This window comes from Erythrobacter sp. SCSIO 43205 (assembly GCF_019904235.1).
Classification (GTDB): Bacteria; Pseudomonadota; Alphaproteobacteria; order Sphingomonadales; family Sphingomonadaceae; genus Erythrobacter.
On record NZ_CP063202.1, the window covers coordinates 1,394,043 to 1,411,867 of the forward strand.

General features: G+C 55.7%; 19 protein-coding genes. 13 read left to right on the forward strand and 6 right to left on the reverse strand.

Annotated elements, in window-relative coordinates; translation table 11 throughout:
- Window positions 1-71: 71 nt before the first annotated feature.
- Entirely contained in the window at window positions 72-833 is a 762-nt protein-coding gene (locus INR77_RS06440; protein WP_223073069.1) for an SDR family NAD(P)-dependent oxidoreductase, read from the reverse strand.
- Window positions 834-966: 133 nt separating this feature from the next.
- Between INR77_RS06440 and INR77_RS06445 the strand changes: the two genes are divergently transcribed.
- The 3 genes from INR77_RS06445 to INR77_RS06455 are packed head-to-tail and all read left to right on the forward strand — an operon-like array spanning window position 967 to window position 3,592.
- On the forward strand, window positions 967-1,773 hold the full coding sequence (locus INR77_RS06445; RefSeq protein WP_223073070.1) for an SDR family NAD(P)-dependent oxidoreductase: 807 nt from the start codon (window positions 967-969) through the stop codon (window positions 1,771-1,773).
- On the forward strand, window positions 1,770-3,245 hold the full coding sequence (locus INR77_RS06450) for an FAD-binding protein (protein ID WP_223073071.1): 1,476 nt from the start codon (window positions 1,770-1,772) through the stop codon (window positions 3,243-3,245). The genes INR77_RS06445 and INR77_RS06450 overlap by 4 nt, the downstream gene beginning before the upstream one ends.
- 11 nt (window positions 3,246-3,256) lie before the next feature.
- Window positions 3,257-3,592 (forward strand): SMR family transporter, encoded by a 336-nt coding sequence (locus tag INR77_RS06455; RefSeq protein ID WP_223073072.1) that lies wholly within the window; start codon window positions 3,257-3,259, stop codon window positions 3,590-3,592.
- Here INR77_RS06455 and INR77_RS06460 read toward each other — a convergent pair.
- Window positions 3,589-5,211 carry an AMP-binding protein gene (locus tag INR77_RS06460; protein ID WP_223073073.1) on the reverse strand — a complete coding sequence of 541 codons (1,623 nt, stop codon included), beginning with the start codon at window positions 5,209-5,211 and terminating at the stop codon, window positions 3,589-3,591. The genes INR77_RS06455 and INR77_RS06460 overlap by 4 nt on opposite strands.
- 126 nt (window positions 5,212-5,337) lie before the next feature.
- Between INR77_RS06460 and INR77_RS06465 the strand changes: the two genes are divergently transcribed.
- Both INR77_RS06465 and INR77_RS06470 read left to right on the forward strand, forming a co-directional pair.
- Window positions 5,338-6,525 carry an aromatic ring-hydroxylating dioxygenase subunit alpha gene (locus INR77_RS06465; RefSeq protein WP_223073074.1) on the forward strand — a complete coding sequence of 396 codons (1,188 nt, stop codon included), beginning with the start codon at window positions 5,338-5,340 and terminating at the stop codon, window positions 6,523-6,525.
- The gene (locus tag INR77_RS06470) at window positions 6,522-6,872 is read left to right on the forward strand and encodes an EthD domain-containing protein (protein WP_255573970.1); all 351 of its coding nucleotides are present in this window, start codon (window positions 6,522-6,524) and stop codon (window positions 6,870-6,872) included. Before INR77_RS06465 ends, INR77_RS06470 begins: the two co-directional genes overlap by 4 nt.
- Here INR77_RS06470 and INR77_RS06475 read toward each other — a convergent pair.
- From INR77_RS06475 to INR77_RS06490, 4 genes are all read right to left on the reverse strand, one after another.
- Window positions 6,869-7,312 (reverse strand): nuclear transport factor 2 family protein, encoded by a 444-nt coding sequence (locus INR77_RS06475; RefSeq protein WP_223073076.1) that lies wholly within the window; start codon window positions 7,310-7,312, stop codon window positions 6,869-6,871. The genes INR77_RS06470 and INR77_RS06475 overlap by 4 nt on opposite strands.
- A 14-nt stretch (window positions 7,313-7,326) precedes the next feature.
- Entirely contained in the window at window positions 7,327-8,016 is a 690-nt protein-coding gene (locus tag INR77_RS06480; RefSeq protein WP_223073077.1) for an SDR family NAD(P)-dependent oxidoreductase, read from the reverse strand.
- Entirely contained in the window at window positions 8,016-9,359 is a 1,344-nt protein-coding gene (locus INR77_RS06485) for an SRPBCC family protein (protein ID WP_223073078.1), read from the reverse strand. The genes INR77_RS06480 and INR77_RS06485 overlap by 1 nt, the downstream gene beginning before the upstream one ends.
- A 97-nt stretch (window positions 9,360-9,456) precedes the next feature.
- A complete protein-coding gene (locus INR77_RS06490; protein ID WP_223073079.1) occupies window positions 9,457-10,113 on the reverse strand; it encodes a TetR/AcrR family transcriptional regulator in 657 nt (218 codons plus the stop codon).
- A 191-nt stretch (window positions 10,114-10,304) separates the two neighbouring features.
- On the opposite strand from INR77_RS06490, the gene INR77_RS06495 reads away from it, so the two are divergent.
- Genes INR77_RS06495 through INR77_RS06530 form a run of 8 tightly spaced genes read left to right on the forward strand, consistent with a single transcriptional unit; the run spans window position 10,305 to window position 17,814 of the window.
- Window positions 10,305-12,518: a TonB-dependent receptor gene (locus INR77_RS06495; protein WP_223073080.1), complete on the forward strand. Its 2,214-nt coding sequence runs from the start codon at window positions 10,305-10,307 to the stop codon at window positions 12,516-12,518.
- 60 nt (window positions 12,519-12,578) lie between these two features.
- Entirely contained in the window at window positions 12,579-13,325 is a 747-nt protein-coding gene (locus INR77_RS06500) for an SDR family oxidoreductase (RefSeq protein WP_223073081.1), read from the forward strand.
- A 33-nt stretch (window positions 13,326-13,358) separates the two neighbouring features.
- Window positions 13,359-14,570 (forward strand): cytochrome P450, encoded by a 1,212-nt coding sequence (locus INR77_RS06505; RefSeq protein ID WP_223073082.1) that lies wholly within the window; start codon window positions 13,359-13,361, stop codon window positions 14,568-14,570.
- The gene (locus INR77_RS06510; RefSeq protein WP_223073083.1) at window positions 14,567-14,992 is read left to right on the forward strand and encodes a GFA family protein; all 426 of its coding nucleotides are present in this window, start codon (window positions 14,567-14,569) and stop codon (window positions 14,990-14,992) included. The genes INR77_RS06505 and INR77_RS06510 overlap by 4 nt, the downstream gene beginning before the upstream one ends.
- Entirely contained in the window at window positions 14,992-15,525 is a 534-nt protein-coding gene (locus tag INR77_RS06515; protein ID WP_223073084.1) for a nuclear transport factor 2 family protein, read from the forward strand. Before INR77_RS06510 ends, INR77_RS06515 begins: the two co-directional genes overlap by 1 nt.
- A gap of 21 nt (window positions 15,526-15,546) precedes the next feature.
- On the forward strand, window positions 15,547-16,896 hold the full coding sequence (locus INR77_RS06520; RefSeq protein WP_223073085.1) for an SRPBCC family protein: 1,350 nt from the start codon (window positions 15,547-15,549) through the stop codon (window positions 16,894-16,896).
- Between the two features lie 11 nt (window positions 16,897-16,907).
- Window positions 16,908-17,321: a nuclear transport factor 2 family protein gene (locus tag INR77_RS06525; protein ID WP_223073086.1), complete on the forward strand. Its 414-nt coding sequence runs from the start codon at window positions 16,908-16,910 to the stop codon at window positions 17,319-17,321.
- A gap of 46 nt (window positions 17,322-17,367) precedes the next feature.
- Window positions 17,368-17,814, forward strand: coding sequence for a nuclear transport factor 2 family protein (locus INR77_RS06530; protein WP_223073087.1), 447 nt, complete (start codon window positions 17,368-17,370; stop codon window positions 17,812-17,814).
- Window positions 17,815-17,825 lie beyond the last annotated feature (11 nt).

Consider the following 17,825-nt stretch of genomic DNA (forward strand, 5'->3'; position numbering starts at 1 on the left):
GTGCTTAGGTGTTTTCCGGTTGACTGGCGATGCGTATTCGCACCGCCAAATCCCCCGTTTTGGTGCAAAAACTAGAACTGCACCCGCTTGGTATAGCCGCCATCGACGACGATGTTGCCGCCCGTCATCGGAACGCTAGCAGGCGAGGCAACAAAGGTGATGGTCTTCGCCAGTTCTTTGCCAGTCGTCATGCGGCCAGCCGGAATTGCGGCAACAGTTGCATTGTAAAAGTCTGGCATCTGGTCCTTGATCTGAAGCCATGGCCCGTCGTCAGTCATGACAGGGCCAGGGGTGATGCAATTCACTCTGACACCGTCAGCGGCCATGTTCTGTGCGAGCGCAGAGGCATAATTGATCACAGCAGCTTTGAGCGCGTTGTAAGGCTGCGCGCCCATGAATTCTTCAACCGCGCCGGTTGAACTCATGCAGATCACGCTGGCATTGTCCGATTTGTCGAGATGCGGCTTTGCAGCGGCAAGGCCACGGCGAAGCGGAAGAATATCGGCATCCAGCACAGCCTGCCATCCAGCATCGCTGTCTTCGCCAAGGTTGGCAGAGGTAAAGCTGATGAAGATGTCGCAACCGCCAAGCGCCTCTGCCGCCTCATCCACAAATGCTGGAACTGCGTCCGCTTCAGTCACATCAAGCGACTTTGCGTGCACCTTCACACCCGAAGACCCAAGCTCGCCGACCACTTTGTCGACCTTCTCCTGACTGCGGCCACACAATGCGATGTCGCACCCTTCGCCCGCCAGCGCGAGAGCAACCTCGCGGCCGATACCGCCATTTGCGCCCACAAGAATGGCTTTCAAACCTTTAAGTCCCAGATCCATCGCACGTTCCCTTTTTGCAATTTGCCTATTGAAGCACACGGTGAAGCAGGATGGGCGGCGGCGCCACTGTAATTTCCATTAGGCTGTTTTCTCGGCTGCATTTGATAATCGGTGGGGAAGAGGGAGTGAAAAGATGGGACAGCTGGAAGGGAAAACCGCCCTGATTATCGGTGCAAGCAGTGCCGACAATATGGGCCAGCATATTGCGCGAAGGTTCATGAAAGAAGGTGCTCGCGTTCTTGTGTCAGGACGAAAATCCGAGCCGCTCGAAACCTTCGCGGCCGAGACGGGCTGCCTTTTTGCTACTGCCGACATCACCGAAGAGGCCAGCATCAACGCACTGGTCGAAAAGGCCAATCACGACCTTGGCGGGATAGACATCGCGGTCAATGCGACAGGCTGGGGGCTGCTTACGCCGTTCCTCGACAACACGCGCGATGAGCTGGAGGCGATGACGCGTTTGCAATTCATCGGGCCGTTTCAATTCTTTCAAGCATTGATCCGCGCGATGGCGAAAAGCCGGGGCGGGCGGGGTGGCTCAATCATTCAGATCAGCTCAGCGACCTCGATAATCATGCTCAATAATCACGCCGCCTATATGGGCACCAAGGCGGGGATTGATCATGTTATTCGATGTGTCGCCCACGAATTTGGCGAAGAGGGCATTCGCGCCAATACGATTTCGCCCGGCCTTACCGAAACGCCAATGACCGCCGAGGCGCAACAAGTCCCTGGGCTGATGGAGAGCTTCAGGGACAGCTATCCGCTGGGCCGGTGGGGAACGTCGGAAGATATCGCCGCGGCGGCCGTTTGGCTGGCCAAAGACGAGTGTTTCATGACTGGCGAGAATTTACAGGTGAACGGCGGCCTGACCCTGCGCCGCAATCCGACTGCGAAAGAAATGGATGCAGCCGTTGCCGCTGCGATGGAGGGACAATGAGCAATATCGATATTCCAGAGGTTCTAAACTCTGATGAGATTGGTGATTGGGATATGTCATGCGATGTTGCAGTCATCGGCCAAGGTGTCGCTGGATGCTGCGCCGCGTTGGAGGCGCATCGGGCGGGCGCGAATGTTCTGATCATTGAGCGCGCCAGCGGGGGCGGCGGGGCGAGCGCGGTATCATCTGGCATTTACTATCTCGGCGGCGGGACCGAAGTGCAAAAGGCGCTTGGTCACGAGGACAGCCCGGATGAAATGGCCGCTTACATGATGTCGAGCTGTGATCCGCTTGACCCGCTCGCTGTTCGCCAGTTCTGCGATGACAGCGCTAGTCACTTCTCATGGCTTGAGGAGCAGGGTCTGCCGTTCGAACGAACACAGCACCTCGATAAGGCGGTGTTTCTCGATACGACCGAATGTCTGATGTACACCGGCAATGAAAAACTGTGGCCTTATCGCGAAGTCGCCAAACCTGCGCCGCGTGGACACAAGGTTGCCGGTACTGGTGAAAATGCGGGGTCAGTCGGTATGGCCCCATTGCTCGAAAAGTGTGAGAAAGAGGGAATTCCGGCAATCTATGACAGCAACGTCACCAATCTGGTGCGTGATGCAAATGGCCGGGTTTGCGGGATCAGGGTCAAGCAAGCTGACGGCATCATTCACGTGAACGCCCGGCGCGGGGTCATACTTGCGGCAGGCAGCTTCAACATGAACACGCAGATGATCGCGGACAATATCCCGTTGCTCGGTGAGACATCCGAACCGCTCGGAATTCCGTCAAATGACGGGGCGGGAGTGCGCCTTGGATTGTCGGTCGGAACTGCGACAAGCGCGATGGACGGAGTTATCCCAACCGCGTCGATCTATCCGCCAGCGCAGCTGATCAAAGGAATTCTGGTCAACAAACGCGGCGAGAGATTTGTCGCTGAAGACAGCTATCACGGCCGCACTGGCAATTTCGTGATGGAGCAGCCCGATCAAAAAGCGTGGCTGATCGTCGATCAGGACATCTTCGCATATCCCGAAATTCCGACAGCCAATCACAGCTTTGTCGATGGATGGGAAACGGTTGAGGAAATGGAGGCCGGACTTGGCCTTCCTCCGGGGTCGCTTGTGCGCACCATGGAGGAATACAACAAAAACGCATCCGAAGGGCGCGACCCGGTGCTGTTCAAATCGCCTGAATGGCTCAAGCCGCTTGATCAAGGGCCCTATGCAGCTTTCGATATCTCGTTCGATCGTTCAACCTATCTGTTCATCACATTGGGCGGATTGAAAACGGGCGCGGATGGTGAATGCCTTGACGCGCGCTCTGAACCGATCCCTGGCCTTTATGCCGCAGGTGCAACCGCCGCCCATATTGCGCGCAGCGGCAAAAGTTATGCAAGCGGGATGAGCCTTGGACCCGGATCATACTTTGGTCGCCGCGCAGGTCGCCACGCGGCAGGCGCGAATTGGTCGCGAGGATAGGGGGAATAGAAATGCTGACCCAACTTTCTTTGCGAGCGGTGTTGATGGTCTTAGTGGTAGTCGTGACGCAAGTCGCGGGCGCATCGATGCTGGTCAAGACCAATGGTTTCCGTGTGCCCATGTGGACGGTGGCCTGCCTTGCGACATATGCCGTGTCATTTTTCGTTCTTGCCGAAACGATCCGTCAGGGAATGGCGCTATCATTTGTGATGCCGGTGCTAGCCGCGCTGGTTCCGATGGTGACAATCATTGTGGCCATGGTTCTGTTCCGTGAACAGGTGTCATGGCTCCAGTTTGGCATTCTCAGTGTCGCTTGTGTCCTGATCGGTGTCGCTGCAGCGGTTTAATTGCCGCTTTCAATTTTCGCTTTAATATCAGCGCGCAATTGGTCCTTTCGGATCTTGCCGCTGGCGGTGCGGGGGTAATCGTCAACAAACTCCCAGCGTTCCGGGATCTTTTGCTTGGCAAGGCCGCTGGCGATCACATGGTCGATAAGGCTTTGAACTTTTGGGGTTTTGCCAGCAGGGATGATGTAAGCGCACACCCCTTCACCCAGTCGTTCATGCGGCATGGCGACCACGCTGGCGTCGGTTACGTTAGGATGGGTGCGCAGCACATCCTCAATTTCAACCGCGCTGATATTCTCACCGCCGCGAATGATGAGGTCCTTCTTGCGCCCTGTCACGGTCAGCGCGCCATTTGCGTCAAGCGTGCCAAGGTCGCCTGTCTGGAAATAGCCTTCCGCCGTAATCGCATCCCGGCTTTGCGCCTCATCTGCGTAGCCTAGCATCATCGCAGGACCGCGGGCGATGATCTCACCCTCTTGCCCGGCAGCCACATCGCGGCCCTCGTCATCGACGATACGAACGTCATAGTCGATCACTTCGCCATCGGTTGTTGCCGCAAGTGTTTCATCATTGGGCCAGCCATAGGTGACGAGCGGAACTTCTGATGCACCGAACACGCGGAAGGCGCGCAGATCATCAAATGCGGCGTTGGCCGCAGGGATAAGATCAGGCGGCACCGCCGCTCCGCCACAAGCGAAGAAGCGGAAGCCGGGAAGCGTTTTTCCTCGCGCTCGCGCACGGTCGGCAAGCTCGACGAGGAATGGTGTTGCCGCGACGGTTCCGGCAATCTGGTGCTCTTCGATCAGGCCAACCGCTTCGTCAGCATTCCAGCTTTCCATCAGGATCGTTCGCGTCCCGCAGATGAGCGGCATTTCGAGGCCATTGGCATAGCCAGACACATGGGTGACAGGCGATGGCATAAGGATCGCATCGCCGTCGCGAAGACCCCAATGAGCGCCGCTTTTGCGGATCACATGGTCAAGCGTCGCGTGAGCGTGAAGCACGCCTTTGGGTCGTCCTGTTGTGCCTGATGTGAACAGAACCATTTTGACGGCACCCGATGGAACTTGTGCAGGCTCGAACGATAGTTCCCCGCCATGCTCTATCAGAGACTTCAGGTCGTTTTGACCTTCGCCGCGGACGGTGAAAACGTGGGCCAGATCGGGGAGCTCATCTTTTAGCCGCGCTGCCATTTCCGCAAAGTCGAAGCGTCGAAATTCGGTGCACGTGAAAATTGCCTTTGCGCCGCAATCGCCCAACATCTGGCGCACCTCAGCGTCCCTATAGATGGGTACGATTGGGTTGACGACCAAGCCTGCAAGCACCGCTGCCAAATTAATCACCGCTGCTTCGTGCCAATTGGGCAATTGGAACGCGATTACGTCGCCTGGTTCTAGACCTGCATCAACAAGGCTCGCGGCAAGAGCACGCGCCTCATCGAGCCATTCTCGCCATGTAAGAGTGCGAACGCCGTCGACAATCGCAACGAATTCAGGATCTTCGTCTGCGCGCGTTTGCGCGAGGCTGGCGATTGTTTCTTCGCGCCATTCGCTTTTTGCGTGATCAACATGATGAGCGGGCGGCGTTTCAAGCCAGCTCCACGGTGCTTTATTGCCCATTGGTGACATCCCTCCAAGCAGCGACCTAACGTCATGGTCAACGCGCTTCACCTCTCACCTGTAACAGCTTGTAGGATAGGGGCAGGTACGTCACAACTCAGCGCAAATTGGGAGAAATGGGACACCATGACAAAGGTAGAACGCATCGAATCCATCGGTAACGCAGCCGAGGCGATGATCGATTATGTCGAGAATAAACACACGCATCTGACCGACAGCGTGCTGCCAATCGCTGCCGATGCTTATTCCGATCCTGAACAATGGCAACGCGAGATTGATGTCATCTTCAAAAAGCTGCCGCTGATGCTGGCGTTTACTGCCGAATTGAAAGAGCCGGGCAGTTACAAGGCGATGGAAGCGGTGGGGATGCCCATCCTTATCACGCGCGACAAGAAGGGCGAAGTCCACGCGTTTTTGAACGTGTGCTCGCACCGCGGCGCGCCAGTCGCCGAGGATGGTCGGGGCAGCTGTTCGCGCTTTGTGTGCCCGTATCACGCATGGACCTATGGCCTTGATGGCAAGCTGCTTGCGGTGGCTGAAAAAGAGCTGTTCGGCGATGTAGACAAGAGCAAGCGAGCCTTGCGCGAACTGCCTTGTGAAGAACACGCAGGGATGATCTTTGTCTGTCTTGATCCCGATGGTTCAATCGACATCGACGAATATTTCCAAGGCGCGCTGGGCGATTATGAGGACATGGACTTTGCCAATTGGACATTCCTTGGCAGCCATGAAATCCACGGTGCCAATTGGAAGATCGCCTATGACGGCTATCTCGAAGGGTATCACTTCGCCGCGCTGCACCCCGATACGGTCCATCCGCGCACCCCGTCGAACCGGATGCATTTCGACTTCTTTGGGCCGCATATGCGGATCGGTTTCCCGCATCACGCCATCGCCGAAAACTTGAGCAAAGTGCCGCGCGAGGAATGGGGCACTCAAGAGAATAACGGTTTCGACTTCGTGCGCATCTTGTTCCCCAATGTCTCATGTTTTATCGCACCTGAGATCACGCAGATCGCTCAGCTTTTCCCTGGGCCGACGCCTGACAAAAATCGCACCGTTCTCAATTATTTGCGCCGCGAACCGTATAAGGATGACGAAGACCGCGAGACGACCGAAGGCTTCATTACCTTCTTTCGCGATGTGACTTATCAAGAAGATTATCTGATGGGCGACGCGATCCAGAAAGGGGTTGAAACCGGCGCGCATGAAGAGCTGGTGTTTGGCCGGAACGAAGTTGGCAATCAGCACTTCCATAAATGGTTGAACTGGTATCTAGCCGAGGATCCCGATGCGCCAAAGCCAGTCTCTTGAGCGGTATTACCCTCATAACCCTGCTCAAACGCCGCGACGGCATGAGCAAGGCGGACTTCATCGATTATTACGAGGCACAGCATCGCAAGATTGGCGAGCGTGTGCTTAAAGGCTATGCGACGCGCTATATCAGGCGGTTTCTGCATCCGCTTGATGGCGAAGATCAGCCCTGTGATTTCGATGTGGTGCTGGAAATCGACTTTCCCGATCAGGCGCGGATGGAAGCCTTCTTTGAAAGCGCAGGCAAGCCCGATGTAGCCGCAATGATTGCTGAGGATGAAGAAAGGCTCTTCGACCGAACGCGCATCCGCGTCTTCATGGTCGAAGAGCACTCTTCGAAAATCTAGTCACGCTCTTCGTGGATGATGCGATAGGCGCGGTAAGTGAAAAGCCATTGGCCGTCGCGTTTTTCCAGCCGGTCGTCATAGCGGCCAGTGCCGCGTACCAGTTGGCCGTTATTGTGCGGGTCTTCATACACTTCGTGAGTGTAGCCGGTCGATGTGGCTTTATCGCCATCCACTTCAATCGCGCCCGGCTCCATGAAATAGACCATCGGCTTTTGCATCTTGCTTGTGCCGTAAACTTTCATGGATTCGATCCAGTTGTTGACGATCGTCTCCTTGCCTTCGAACACACCGAGGTCAGGATATTCCGGCAACTCCCAGCGCGCATCCTGTGCCCAGATTGAGCCCCAGATTTCCGGGTCTTGGCTCATCACACCGTGAGCATGAGTGTTCATCAATTCGCGGATCGCAATCCGGTCTTCGAGAGGTCCTGTAAAAGCCATCTCTTCCCCTCCTTTTACCAGGCGTGCTTTTCGCCATTCCATTTGAAGAAATCGCCGCTGTCATCAATCGTCAGGCGGTCAGCGAGAGCCATCGTCCCGGCAACGCTTTCTTCGGTGGTGATGTCCGCATCTGGCCCGCCCATGTCGGTTTTGACCCAACCGGGGTGCAGCGTGATGACGATGATGCCGCGATCCTTCACGTCGATTGCAACCGAACGCATCATGCGGTTAAGGCCGTTTTTCATCGTGCCATAGGCATACATACCGCCATAAGGCCACGTGGATGCGGCAAGCTGGCTCGAATAGTTGATGACCTTCGTGCCTTCGTGCATCCGTGGCAGGAAGGCTTTGAACACGGCGAGCGGCCCTTTGACCATAATCGCAAAAGCTTCGTCCCAGCCATCCCAATCGATGTCGGTTTCAAGCTCGTTGTTGGTGGGGCCGGTGACCCCTGCGACGATGTAGAGATAATCGACCATCTCATCGCCCGCTGCGGATGCTGCCGAAGCGACTGATGCGGGGTCGCCAATGTCCATCGCATGAACTGTAATTGCACCTGCGCTGGAACCGGCGGCCTGTGCCAAGTCCGATGCGCTGTCAGGCGAGCGGACGAAGGCAAAAACCCTGTCGCCGCGTCCGGCATGACGTTGTGCCAGCTCCAGTCCGATTCCGCGACTTGCGCCAACAATAAATACGTTTGCCATTAAGGCTTCCTTCCCTCGATCCAGTCGTTGAGCACTTCATGGAAGAAGCGCACTTTTGTTTCTTGCGCAGACAGATAAGCATCTGAATAGCCGCGCGAATGCATTCCGGCCTGCATCCCTTCGGCAAGCTCCATATCCTGATAAACGATCTGGCCAGCCAGTTCAGGGATACCGCGCCCCTGATCAAAATCGCGATGTTCGCAATGCGTCGCTTCTTCCAAGGGCCGAATGCCAGCCATGATCGATTCCACTTCGGTCTGCCCCTCGACCGGAAATGCCATGCACCACAGGTCAAAGTAGCACTTCTCTGGGTCATCGGGGTGAGGCTCACTGCGGAAGAAGACCAGATTGTCAGGCAGGAAGCTGATCGTGACATTGGGGAACATCACCGTATGCGGACTGTCGGTGATCTCTTCTTCGTTGAGATGTTCGTAATGGAGATAGCCTTTTTCTTTCCAGAGCTTGCGCTTGGCAGCCTTGAGGTCTTTCCAGCCCTGGATCGCAAATTCTTCGTATGTTTCGTACTTGTCGGGGTCGATATCCCATTTGCGCAGTTCGCCCTCGAACATAGCGTTGCCGCCGCCTTCCGGTCTGTCCGTAAGCGAAGGGCGCATGGGTTGGACAGTACGGCCAAGGCCATTGGGCCAGATTTCAAGCCGTGCAGAATCGACATCCTGATCAATCCATGGCGGCACCTGAGGGTGGGCGGTGCGGGTGTGATAGCTTTCCGAGAAATTGTCGGTGACAAACTTCCAGTTGGCATTGAGAGCGATCCGATACCACGCAACGCGCACGGCCTTTTCCATGTCGTAGCGTTGATAGACCTCCATCATGGGATAGAGATAATCGTGCAAGCTCGGCGCGTTGTCGTCCATCGTGTACCAGACAAAACCGCCCCAGGTTTCACAACGCAGCTCTTTCAGCTTGGCCTTGCCGCAAGGATTGCCTTTCACGAAATCATCGGCGTCTTGCGCATATTCGACCACTCCGTCGAGGCCATGACGCCAGCCGTGATAAGGGCAGGTGAAAGCATCGACAGAAGAGGAATCCTGAACCAGCCGCATCCCGCGGTGTGCGCAGGAATTGTAGAAAGCTTTCACTGATCCGTCGTGCTGGCGCACGCAAATCACCGATTCTTTCATGAAATTATGGACTACGTAGTCGCCCGCTTCTTCCAATTCGGCAGTGCGGCCCGCGACGTGCCAGATCTTAGTCCAAAGGTGATCCCACTCTTTTTGCGCGAACTCTTTTGAGAAGTAGCGGTCACCGGTGATCGGATCGCCGCGCAAATTGGAGGGATCGCGCCCGTTCATTGGCGGCGGGACTGAGGCCTGCTTATTCATCGTATCGTCTCCCAAACGATTTTTGCGCATATTGCAGTGCGCCCGAGGGAACGCATACTATCACTTTGAGCAGAATTCCGGCAGCATTGTCGGTTTTCTAATCGCTATCGGCATAAATCTGTTTCACCACTTCGATCAGTTTCTGTCGGACTGCGCTGCGGCGTTCCGGATTGCCAAGGAACGGGCGGTTAATGAGCAGGCCCAGATGAAGCGCCGCTGCAAAGTCGCTTGCGAGGTGCAAGGCTTCGTGCCGCCCGTCCCATTGCGGGAAGGCGTCCTCCATCTTATCCATCCACTCTTTGTCGAAAGCTTTTGTCGCTGGCACGAGTACAGCGGCCAAGTCAGCATCGGTCCTCGCCGCCATAGCCAGTTCGAGATAGGCGGAATATTCCGGCGTCAGAACGCTCTGCCAGTGCAGGTCGGTGGCAAGCTGAATCGCTTCTTTTGGTTCTGCATCACGCAATGAGCCGAGATACTCGCTCAAAAAAAACTCAAGTCGCCGATGCTGTACGAAGTCAATTAGCGCAGCGACCAGCTCGGAACGATTGGCGAAGTGGTGGTGCATCGCGCCGCGCGAGATATTCGCTCTTCGCACGACCTCGCTGGTGGTGAGCCCAGCATAACCGCGCTCAACCAGGCAATCGATCCCGGCTTGTAAAATGCTCTCACGCGTCATCGCAGCTTTGCGCTGCTGCCAACGCGGCTCACTATCTGCACGGGACTCAGTCGCGGCGAAAGATTTTAATTGTGTCACATTCACGCCTTTAACCTGCATCGGGTCCGGGCGCAAAAGCAGCCTAGTCAAAAGCTCAGTTTCCCTTTCACACGACATAAGTGCACAAAACCGACAGCCCCGTCGGTTTTTGCGGCGGGTAGCCATAAAATGCGCCAAAAATGGCGCGCGGCTTCTTTCAAGAGGCCGGATATATGGGAGGGAGAGAATTAATGGGTATTACGGTCAAGCTTTTGGCGGGCATTTCACTGGCTGCGTTCGGCGCAGCCCAAGTCGCTGCCCAAGACAATGATGCGGTGCAATCAGGCGATACGGGCGGTGTGAACGAGATCCTCGTAACCGCACAAAAAGAGGCACAGAACATTCAGGATGTGCCGATTTCAATCACTGCGCTTGCCGGTGAAACGCTTGAAGATGCGCAAGTAAACAACGTCCTCGATCTTTCCAACACATTGCCAAATGTGCAGATCAACTCTTTCTCCAACTCGCCCGACTCCGCGGTTTTCACAATCCGGGGTATCGGGGTCAACGATGCAGATCCTTATGTCGGCACCACTGTATCGGTTGTCGTGGATGGGGTCGTGGTCGGTGTGAACACCGCCGCTTTGCTTTCACTATTTGATATCGAGCGCGTAGAGGTTTTGCGCGGGCCTCAAGGGACGCTCTTTGGTGCAAATACGACAGGCGGTGTCGTCAATGTTGTGACGAAACAGCCAACCGGTATTCTGGGCGGCGAGGCGCAGCTTGTTTATGGCAATTACGGTCAGATCGAAGCCAACGCCTCGTTAAACTTCCCACTCGGTGAAGAGTTCGCCGGCAAAATCAGCGTGCTTCACAATTCGCATAATGGCTATTTTCGAAACTATCTCGATGGCGAACGTTTAGGGGCGCAAAACGTCACCTCAGTGCGCGGCTATCTGCAATATGACAACGGCATTTACGATGCGACGGTCATTGGAGAATACACCGCAAGCCGAAACGATTCACAAACGGGCATCTTGATTGCAGGGCCAGGCGAGCTGTTCTTTACGCCCGGTCAGACGGAAGATCCCTTCGATTATATGCGTGGTCAATCGAACGATCAGCCAAATGCCAATGATCGCGACACCTTTTCAGCGACTTTGACGCAGAATCTGGAAACGTCTTTCGGCACGCTGACTTCGATCACGAACTATCGCGAATATGACAATCTGCTGTTTTCCGATGATGATGCCGTCACCCCTGTACTGCTTCAGACACGGCGTGACATCAGTCACCATCAATTCAGTCAGGAATTGCGCAATCTCGTCGACTTGAGCGACACGACACGCCTCATCGCAGGGGTGTTTTACTTCCAGCAGGAATATTTCCTTGATCAGTCGACCAAGCTTGACGGGTTCTTGCCGGGGCTTGGTCAGCCGCAGACGCAGGATCAGGAAAACAAGTCGATCTCGCTCTTCGCACAGCTTTATCAGGAGCTAACTCCTGATCTGACTTTGCAGGCGGGGCTTCGCTATGCTTATGAAAAAACAGAGGCGATTTCGACCAATGCCAATTCGATCAATGCCTCTGGCGGTCCTGCGCAATTTGACGATCCGCTCATCCCCGGCTCAGAGGTTATCGCGACCGGCGAAGAAAGCTGGAACAATGTCGGTTGGAAGTTCGGCATGGACTATCAGGCAAGCGATGATGTGCTCCTTTACGGATATTACGCGCGCGGGTTTAAATCGGGCGGGTTTACCGGACGTATTGTCATCGCCGAGGACATCGGGCCATTTGACCCGGAGGAAGTCGATACGTTTGAAGTCGGCCTGAAGTCGGATTTCGCCGATGGCCGTGTGCGCCTCAATCTCGCCGCGTTCCTCAACAAATATAACGATCAACAGGTGGTGCAAAACCTGACATTCCCATCGGGCGCAAACTCCGCGACGATCACCAATGCGGGTAAATCGGAAAGCAAGGGTTTTGAAATTGAGGCGACCGCGGTTCCGGTTGATGGCCTGACGCTGACCGGATCGCTTGCCTATCTTGATGCCGAATATCTGGAATATGATACGCAGGTGCTTGACGCGACCGGAGCCTTGGTGCCGGTCTCATTTGCGGGCAATCGTTTGCTCAACTCACCTGAATGGAGCGCTGCAGCAGGGTTCAATTGGGAAGGCGAAGTTGGTCCGGGCATTTTGGATCTGGGCGCACAATACAGTTACACCAGTTCAAAATTCACAGGCTTCACCAATCTGCCAGTCGAGTTGGTGCCGTCGATCAATTTGGTCAATGCCTTCGCCAGCTATTCGCCCGACAATTCCGGCATCACCATCGGCGTATGGGCGCGCAATTTGTTTGATGAGGAATACTTCAACCAACGCCTGAATCTTACCGGCATCGGTACGCTCGCCTCGATTGGCGCGCCGCGTACCTATGGCGTCGACGTAAGGGTTGAATTCTGATCGGGTCGGGCAGGTGGGCTTAAAGCGCCCGCCTGCCCAACTATTTCTTGGGGGAGTTTCATGGGAAAGATGGACGGCCGGGTTGCCTTGATTACAGGCGGTGCTTCGGGGCTTGGTGAAGAAGATGCGCGCACGCTCGCACGCGAGGGTGCAAAGGTGGTTATCACCGATGTTCAGGACGAATTGGGCGAGAAGGTTGCTGCCAGCATTGATGGGTGCATCTATCTCAACCACGATGTGCGGGACGAAGCGCGCTGGGGCGAAGTGGTCGCTGAAACCATCAAGCAGTTTGGTCGTCTCGATACGCTGGTCAACAATGCAGGGCTCGTGCGTTTCGCGACGGTTGAAGATTTGAGTTACGACGATTTCCGGCTCCAGACGGAAGTGATGATCAACGGCCCATTCCTCGGTTGTAAGGCGGCAATTCCGCATATGTCGAAAGATGGTTCGGGCTCAATCATCAACATGGCATCCATCGCAGGGCTTAAAGGGATCAGCGCAATCCCAGCTTACACCGCTGCGAAGGCGGGTGTGATCGGCATGACCCGTTCAATTGCCGTGCATTGCCGCGAGCAAGGTTATCGTATTCGTTGCAACGCGATTGCTCCTGGCGGAATTGCGACGCCAATGACGGCTCAGGCGATGGCCGAACTTCCGGAAGGCAACGCCGGGCGCGATCAGGCCGAAACGCACGGCATGGGCCAGCCAAGCGATGTTGCCAACATGGTGCTTTATCTCGCCAGTGATGACGGACGCCACATCACAGGGACTACTATCACAATCGACAATGGCGAAACGATGGAATGAGCGGCAGATTGGCCTTGGGAGAGGACTTAAAATATGGCCAGCACTGCATTTTCTGACACGCCTGAGCACGTGCCGTCTGATCGGCTGGTGGATGTGGATATTTACGCACCGCCCGGCTTTGAAAAGGACTACCATGAAGCGTGGGCGGCCCTTCAAGCGGACAATCCCCCGCTTGTCTGGACGCCGCGCAATGAAGGGCACTGGGTGGCGCTGGGCGGTGAAGTGATGGCTGAAGTGCAGTCCGATTGGGAGCGCTTTTCAAACCGCGTTATCGTTCTACCGAAATCAATCGGTGAATTGCACGGCTTGATTCCGACGACAATAGATCCGCCAGAACATCGCCCGTTCCGCAAGCTCCTCAACGCAAATCTACAACCCGCCGCGATACGGGGGCTGCAGGATGAGATCAGGGCCACCGCTATCGATTTGATAGAGAGCTTCCGCGCCGATGGGCAATGCAACTTCACGCAAAGCTATGCGAGCGTTTTCCCGATCCGCATCTTCTTGGCGCTGGTGGGTCTTCCTGAAAGCGATGCGGCGAAGATCCGTTTGTGGGCAGAATGCATGACGCGGCCTGATGCGGTGATGTCATTTGCGGACGCGCGTCAGGCGTTTTTCGATTACCTTGACCCGATCATAACCGAGCGGCGCGCGAGGCCGGGTGAGGATATGCTTTCTCTCATGCTCGCAGCCGATGTGGACGGGCGCAAGCTTACTCAAGAGGAGGCGTTAGCGCTTTCAACGCAGGTGCTTATTGCCGGCGTTGATACAGTCGTGAATTTCCTCAGCTTCGTGATGCTCGAACTGGCTCGCAAACCTGATGTGCGAGCGGCCCTTCGCGATAATCCCGCTGGCATTCCTGGGGCCACAAATGAGTTATTCCGCCGTTTTGGTTTGGTCACTATCGCTCGCGAGGTCAGAAACGACATTGAGTTTCACGGTGTCCAATTGAAAGCGGGCGACATGGTGGCCATACCGACCGCCGTTCATGGGATTGATCCAGAGGTCAATGCCTGCCCGATGGACCTCGACTTTACTCGCAAACGCCCACGCCATTCTGCATTCGGCAGCGGGCCGCATATGTGTCCGGGTCAGGAACTCGCGCGAAGCGAAGTCGCCATCACCCTTCAGGAATGGTTGGCGCGCATCCCCGATTTCGAGGTCGCGCCCGATAGCGATCTGTCAACACGCCCCGGTATCGTCGGCTGTATCGAACGGCTCTGTCTGGAATGGAGCGCGCAATGACCGATGAAAAGCGCGAAGGCGGCTGTTTGTGCGGAGCGGTGCGGTATAGCGTCCCTTGGCCGCCACTCATGTTGCTGACCTGTGCGTGTCGCAATTGCCAAAAGCAGTCTGGTGCAGCTGTCTCAGTCGTTGGTGCCGCGCCGCGCGATGGGCTGACGATAACGGGCACGCTTAAGACCTATGACGATGAAGGTGCGAGCGGCAGGGCGGTCTATCGCCAGTTTTGTCCCGAATGTGGTTCACCTGTGCTCACCGACACACCCGGTGCATTGGAGCAGGGGATCATATTCTACAAAGCGGGCACGCTCGACGACACGACCGATTTGGCGCCCACCATCCATTGCTGGACCGGGAGCGGTCAGAAATGGCTTCAATACTCCGAAAATGACACGGTAATGATAGAACAAGAGGGACTTAGCTGATGGCAGCATTCGACTTGGAAGCCGAAGTGCGTGATCTTGCGGCACGGCGCGACATCAATGCGGCTGTACAGCGCTATATGCGCGGGCTCGACCGGCTCGATCCTGAGCTACAGCGCAGTGCCTTTCACGACGATGCATTTGTCGATGCCGGACTGTCGGCGGGTGGACCCTACGAATTTGTTCCGTTCTGTCAGCAACTTCTCGGCGATATGGGCGCATCGCACCATATGCTTGGTCAAGTCTCGATAGAGTTCACCGGTACGGATACTGCAAACGGTGAATGTTACTTCCAAGCCTGGCATCACACCACAGGCGAGGATGGTGAGCCGCGCGACCTCTTTATTTCCGGACGCTATATCGATGAATACGCCTGTAAGAATGGCGAGTGGCGGATCGCCAAGCGGCGGCTTATCACCGATTGGGTAACCGACCACCCTGCCGACCATTCCTTCTTCGCACAGCCCGGCATTCACCGCGGCTCGCGGCGCGGAGAAGATTTCAGCGACCAGCGCGATTGGCCCGTCGGACAATAAACAAGATTCAGGAGAAACACGATGAATGTGCAAACCGGCGCAGCGCGCTATGCCCAAGGGCAAGACCAAGAAGTTCGCGGCGATCAGATCACCGCCGAACGCTATACTTCGCGCGAATGGATGGAGAAGGAATTTCAAAACCTTTGGCCAAAGGTTTGGCACTTGGGCGCAGTGCTCGCCGAGTTTGAAGAAGAGGGCGACATTGTTCGCCACAACTTCGCCAATGAATCGGTCATCATGGTGCGTCAGGCGGATGGTTCAATCCGCGCATTCTTCAATGTGTGTCCGCACCGCGGCAACCGCCTTGTCCTTGGCGATCAGGGCATGGGGGAGCGGATCACTTGCGCGTATCACGGATGGCAATTCGATTCCTCTGGCACTCTCGTCAATGTGCAAGATCCGGACGACTTTCCCGGTGGCAATCCATGCGGCAAGGTCCACCTGACAGAGCTGCGGTGCGAAACATGGGGGCCGTTCGTCTTCTGGTGCATGGACGATGACGTTCCGCCGCTTCTCGAATGGCTTTCACCATACCCAGAAAAACTCGCTGGTTACGGGCTGGAGAACTGGGTCCGGGTGATGAACCTGTCGTGCGATGCAGACTTCAACTGGAAGATCGTGCGCGACAATTTCAACGAAAGTTATCACCTGCCAACGATCCACCCGGAATTGGCAACTTTCATCAATGACGGGCTGCCTGACACCGAGTTCGCGATGTACGACAGCGGACACAACTCGATGTGGATGAAGGGGCATCAGGCAACCACACGTCAGCATTTCGAAGCAGTGCCAACCCCGCTTGATGACATTGCGCGGGCTTGGGATGTTGATCCTGACGATTACAATGGCAGGCCTGAAGATATTCGCGAAGCGATCATTGAGGCCAAACGTCGCCTTGGACCGGAGCGTGGTTACACCAACTACAATGACATGACCGATCAACAGTTGGTTGACTATTTCCACTGCACCATGTTCCCCAATCTGACGCTGACGATGTCGCCTGAGCAGTGCCAGATTTTGCGCACTGAGCCACACCCAACTGACCCCGCAAAATGCGTGTTCCAGCACTGGTGCCTGTATCCGCCGGTTGAGGGGATGGAGACGGTGGTAACCCCCATTGGCGACCTGCCTTTGGAACACGATGCCGAAGTGCGGCACTCGGTTTATGGTGATGGGGTCAGCCTTGGCTTTGTCGCTGATCAGGATTTGTCCATCGGAACCAGCCAGCAGCAGGGCCTCAATTCGCGTGGCTTCAAGGGTTGCATCCTGACTTATCAGGAAAAGCGCATTCAGCGTTTCCACGAACTGCTCAACGATATGGTGCTGGGCCATCCGACCGACCCGCAGCCGCCTATCGGTGGCGAAAGCTAGGGATGGTTACGATGGCACAGATGCCAGAAAGCGTTCGCCGCGCGATCAAGGATTTGATGGCCGATTATTCGCACAGCCTTGATGCGATGGAGGATCCGGAAAAAGTCGTATCGATCTTTACGCCCGATGCGGTGATCGATTTTTCGGCCGTGAATTTCCCGGCAATGAATGGCGAAGAAGAAATTCGCGGGTTCTTTTCCGGCCTATTCCCGGCGATGGCAGGCCAGTTCCACGACATGGCGAATTTCCGCCCCGTCTCATGGGATGGGGAGGTCGCTGTCGTCGACACTTACGTGATCGGCATGGGGCAACCCAAAGAGGGTGAACTGATCCATGTGCAGGTCAAATACACTTGGGAATGTGTCGAAACGCCCCAAGGATGGAAATGCCGCAAATTTTCACTCGTCCCGCTCATGCCGGCCTGATCGCAGATGCAAGACTGACAAGGCCAAGAATAACAAGGAACGCCAAATGACTCAGATGCCCGAAAACGTCCGCACCGCATTGGAGCGGTTGATGATCGATTATTGCTATGCAGTCGATGGCCTTGAGGATGTGCAACCGCTGCTCGACATATTCACTGACGATGCGAAGGCGGATCTTACCGCTATCGGCCTGCCGATGATGAACGACAAGGGTGATATCAAAGCGTTCTTCGATGGCGTCTTCGAAGGGATGACACACCACTTTCACTTCATCTCCAATTTCCGGCCTGAAAGCTGGGATGGTCAAGTGGGAACCATGACGGCCTATGTGATCGGCATGGGCCGCGCGAAGGATGGCAACACGGTCGAGGTTCAGGTGAAATACCGGATGGAATGCGTGGAGACACAGGCGGGTTGGAAATGCCGCCATTACACCATTACCCCCATGATGCCGCTGCCCGGTTCGCTCGACGAAATTCACGGCGATCATTGAAACTCAACACG

Coding starts and splice junctions, on each gene's coding strand:
- INR77_RS06475 (WP_223073076.1), bottom strand. CDS start 7,312: ATGGCTTTTACAGGACCTCTCGAAGACCGGATTGCGATCCGCGAATTG.
- INR77_RS06505 (WP_223073082.1), top strand. CDS start 13,359: ATGGCCAGCACTGCATTTTCTGACACGCCTGAGCACGTGCCGTCTGAT.
- INR77_RS06485 (WP_223073078.1), bottom strand. CDS start 9,359: ATGAATAAGCAGGCCTCAGTCCCGCCGCCAATGAACGGGCGCGATCCC.
- INR77_RS06455 (WP_223073072.1), top strand. CDS start 3,257: ATGCTGACCCAACTTTCTTTGCGAGCGGTGTTGATGGTCTTAGTGGTA.
- INR77_RS06445 (WP_223073070.1), top strand. CDS start 967: ATGGGACAGCTGGAAGGGAAAACCGCCCTGATTATCGGTGCAAGCAGT.
- INR77_RS06465 (WP_223073074.1), top strand. CDS start 5,338: ATGACAAAGGTAGAACGCATCGAATCCATCGGTAACGCAGCCGAGGCG.
- INR77_RS06515 (WP_223073084.1), top strand. CDS start 14,992: ATGGCAGCATTCGACTTGGAAGCCGAAGTGCGTGATCTTGCGGCACGG.
- INR77_RS06525 (WP_223073086.1), top strand. CDS start 16,908: ATGGCACAGATGCCAGAAAGCGTTCGCCGCGCGATCAAGGATTTGATG.
- INR77_RS06500 (WP_223073081.1), top strand. CDS start 12,579: ATGGGAAAGATGGACGGCCGGGTTGCCTTGATTACAGGCGGTGCTTCG.
- INR77_RS06520 (WP_223073085.1), top strand. CDS start 15,547: ATGAATGTGCAAACCGGCGCAGCGCGCTATGCCCAAGGGCAAGACCAA.
- INR77_RS06495 (WP_223073080.1), top strand. CDS start 10,305: ATGGGTATTACGGTCAAGCTTTTGGCGGGCATTTCACTGGCTGCGTTC.
- INR77_RS06450 (WP_223073071.1), top strand. CDS start 1,770: ATGAGCAATATCGATATTCCAGAGGTTCTAAACTCTGATGAGATTGGT.
- INR77_RS06510 (WP_223073083.1), top strand. CDS start 14,567: ATGACCGATGAAAAGCGCGAAGGCGGCTGTTTGTGCGGAGCGGTGCGG.
- INR77_RS06440 (WP_223073069.1), bottom strand. CDS start 833: ATGGATCTGGGACTTAAAGGTTTGAAAGCCATTCTTGTGGGCGCAAAT.
- INR77_RS06460 (WP_223073073.1), bottom strand. CDS start 5,211: ATGGGCAATAAAGCACCGTGGAGCTGGCTTGAAACGCCGCCCGCTCAT.
- INR77_RS06530 (WP_223073087.1), top strand. CDS start 17,368: ATGACTCAGATGCCCGAAAACGTCCGCACCGCATTGGAGCGGTTGATG.
- INR77_RS06480 (WP_223073077.1), bottom strand. CDS start 8,016: ATGGCAAACGTATTTATTGTTGGCGCAAGTCGCGGAATCGGACTGGAG.